The sequence below is a fragment of the Burkholderia sp. E168m23 genome (assembly GCF_016586125.1).
Classification (GTDB): Bacteria; Pseudomonadota; Gammaproteobacteria; order Burkholderiales; family Burkholderiaceae; genus Burkholderia; species Burkholderia orbicola.
In genome coordinates this window covers 1-3,254 of sequence record NZ_BCPP01000832.1, presented here as the reverse complement: position 1 = coordinate 3,254, position 3,254 = coordinate 1, and the positions used below count along the sequence as shown (strand labels likewise).

Sequence of the window (3,254 nt, the reverse complement as noted above, 5' to 3'; positions counted from 1 at the left end):
GATAACCCGATTTCGCGACGCAACAAAACCGGCGCGCATGCGCATGCGATCAATCGGCCAGCCAGATTGCCGCGGCCATGCGGCCCGTCACACGGTCGCGTCGGTACGAATAGAAGCGCGCGGGTTCGGCGACCGTGCAGGCCGTCCCGCCGCTCACGTGCGCCACGCCCGCGCGCGCGAGTCGCAGGCGCGCGAGCGCGTAAAGATCGGCAAGAAACTTGCCGGGCGCGCCGTCGATGGCAACGAACGCATGACGGGTTTCATCATGCTCCGACTGCGCAGCCGTGTCGAGAAACGCGTCGCGCACCTCGGCGCCGACCTCGAACGCCCGCGGGCCGATCGCCGGGCCGAGATACGCATGCAGCGTGTCCGTCGCGCCGCCCGCGAGCGCCGCGACGCGTGCCGCCGTCTGCTCGACGATGCCGGCCGCGAGCCCGCGCCAGCCCGCATGCGCGGCGCCGACCGCGCGGCCCTGCGCGTCGCACAGCAGCACGGGCAGGCAATCGGCCACCATCACCACGCAGACGGCGCCCGCCTGGTTCGTGACGCTCGCGTCGGCCTGCACCGGCGCCGTGGCCGCAGGCGCCGCGGCGATCACCTCGTCCGCCTGCACGATCCGCGCACCGTGAACCTGCTCGAGCCATGCGGCGCTCGACTGCCCGGCGAGGGCGAGCACGCGTGCGCGATTGACGGCGACATGGTCGGGATCGTCACCGGTATGCAGGCCGAGATTCATCCCGCCCGGCAGCGCCACACCGTCCTGCCAGCGCCCGTACGGGCCCTCGCTCACACCACCGTCGCGCGTCGTGATCAGCGCGCGCACGCGCGGCGACACCTGCCAGTCGGGCTGCACGCAGTCCTGCCACGTCAACGGCGCCAGGTTCGTCATCGGCACTCACTCCTCCTCGTCGTCCAGGTACGGCTCGTCGTCGTGATACTCGCCGCCGAAGTCGTCATCGTCGTAGACACCGTCGTCGTCGTCGAATTCCTCGTCGCCCTGCCCGAAGCCCAGCGCGGCGACCAGCGTGTTCATGTCGTCCGGCAGCGGGCAGCGCCACTGCATCGCCTTGCCCGTGACCGGATGCACGAGGCCGAGCCGCCACGCATGCAGCGCCTGTCGTGCGAACCCGTCCGGCAGCGGCGTGACCGAGCGCTTGCCGCGCGCACGCCCGTAGACCGGATCGCCGAGCAGCGGATGCCCGGCGTGCGCGCAGTGCACGCGGATCTGGTGCGTGCGGCCGGTTTCGAGATCGCACTGAATCGCCGAAACCGGCTGACGTTGCCACAGGCATGTGTCAACCGTGCGGAAATGCGTGCGAGCGGGCTTGCCCGACGCGCCGGTGACGACGGCCATGCGCGTGCGTTCGCGCGGATCGCGGCCGATCGGCGCGTCGATCGTGCCCTCCTCGGGCATCGTGCCCCACACGAGCGCGAAATAGCGGCGCTTCACCGTGCGGGCCTGCAGCTGACGCACGAGGTCGGTCTGCGCGGCCAGCGTGCGGGCGACCACCATCAGGCCGGAGGTTTCCTTGTCGAGCCGGTGGACGATCCCCGCGCGCGGCAGGCCGGCGGCCGCGTCGCCGTAGCGATGCAGCAGACCGTTGAGGATCGTGCCGCTCCAGTTGCCGGCGGCCGGATGCACGACGAGGCCGGCCGGCTTGTTGATGACGACGAGTGCGTCGTCCTCGTAGATCACGTCGAGCGGCACGGGCTCCGGCGTGAACGCGAGCTGCTCGGGCAACAGATCGGGCACGAGCGCGATCTTCGCGCCGAGCGGCACCGGCTGACGGATCTTCGCCGGCGCGCCGTCGACGAGCACGCGCTGCGCCTCGATCCAGCTCTGCAGGCGGCTGCGCGAGAATTCGGGGAACAGTTGGGCAAGCGCCTTGTCGAGGCGTTCACCCGCGAGCGACAGCGGCACTTCGACGACGCGCGGCGCCTCGTCGACCGCCGCGGACGGCACGACGGGCGGCTGCATCGCGTCGCCGGCCAGATCGTCATCGAGGGAATCCCCCGACGCAGCGTCGGCGGGCCGATCGCTTGGGCTATAATCTTCGCGATTTGGTGTGCCCGGCTGGGCATTCTGCGAACTTGAACGGGTCATTTAGACTGGGTCACCGAGACTTGAAGCTAGGACATGCGAGCATGATGAATTCGACCAAACGCACGGCCAGAACCGTCGCCGCCCGGGCTGCGGCGGTAGCGGCCGCGGCCCTCATCGCCGGCTGCCACGGCTTGCCGCAGAAGCAGGACGAGACGGCTACCTGGTCGAACAACAAATTATACTCAGAGGCCCAGGACGCACTGTCCGGCGGCGACTGGGGCAAGTGCGCGAAATATTTCGAATCGCTGCAAGGCCGCGATCCGTTCGGCCATTTCGCGCAGCAAGCGCAGATCAACGTTGCATACTGCAACTGGAAGGATAACGAAGCAGCAGCGGCCGACCAGGCCGTCGATCGCTTCATCCAGCTCCACCCCGATCATCCGGACATCCCGTACGCGTACTACCTGAAGGGGATGATCCACTTCAACGACGATCTCGGCCTGTTCGGGCGCTTCTCCGGCCAGGACATGAGCGAGCGCGATCCGCAGGCGCTGCGCGAATCGTACGATGCGTTCAAGGTCGTGGTCGATCGCTTCCCGAAGAGCAAGTACGCGCCCGATGCGGCCGCGCGGATGCGCTACATCGTCAACGCGCTCGCGTCGCACGAAGTGCACGCGGCCGACTACTACTACCGTCGCGGCGCGTATGTCGCGGCCATCAACCGCGCGCAGCTCGCGATCAAGGACTACAAGGGCGCGCCGGCGATCGAGGATGCGCTGCACATCATGATCCTGTCGTACGGCAAGCTGAACCAGCCGGAACTCGCCGAGGACACCAAGCGCGTGCTTGCCGGCACGTTCCCCGACAGTCCGTACGTGACGGGCCATTCGCGCCCCGGTGCGAAAAAGTCATGGTGGCAGTTCTGAAGCACGGCGCGATGTAACATCCGTGCGCACACAAAAAACCCGGCCATCGAGCCGGGTTTTTTATTGGCGCCGCATGCAAGCGGCACCGGGACGATCAAGCGACAAGCGCCGCGCGTGCAATCAAGCGTGCTTGCCCGAGCGATGCTCGTCGAAGAAGTCCTGCACCACCGCGATCTCGCGCGTGCGCTTGAACGGCGGCAGGCTTTGCCAGATCCGGCGCCCGTACGGCTTGTCGACGAGCCGCGTGTCGCAGATCATCAGCACGCCGCGATCCGTCTCCGCAC

General features: G+C 68.3%; 3 protein-coding genes. 1 reads left to right on the top strand and 2 read right to left on the bottom strand.

Annotated features, from left to right (window positions below):
• Window positions 1-49: 49 nt before the first annotated feature.
• Both pgeF and JMF90_RS30430 read right to left on the bottom strand, forming a co-directional pair.
• Window positions 50-889, bottom strand: a complete 840-nt coding sequence (gene pgeF, locus JMF90_RS30435; protein WP_011549701.1) for a peptidoglycan editing factor PgeF — start codon at window positions 887-889, stop codon at window positions 50-52.
• A 6-nt stretch (window positions 890-895) separates the two neighbouring features.
• On the bottom strand, window positions 896-2,104 hold the full coding sequence (locus JMF90_RS30430) for an RluA family pseudouridine synthase (protein ID WP_006478695.1): 1,209 nt from the start codon (window positions 2,102-2,104) through the stop codon (window positions 896-898).
• 41 nt (window positions 2,105-2,145) lie between these two features.
• Here JMF90_RS30430 and JMF90_RS30425 point away from each other — a divergent pair, with 41 nt between their 5' ends.
• Window positions 2,146-2,970: an outer membrane protein assembly factor BamD gene (locus JMF90_RS30425; RefSeq protein WP_011549700.1), complete on the top strand. Its 825-nt coding sequence runs from the start codon at window positions 2,146-2,148 to the stop codon at window positions 2,968-2,970.
• The last annotated feature ends 284 nt before the right edge of the window (window positions 2,971-3,254 follow it).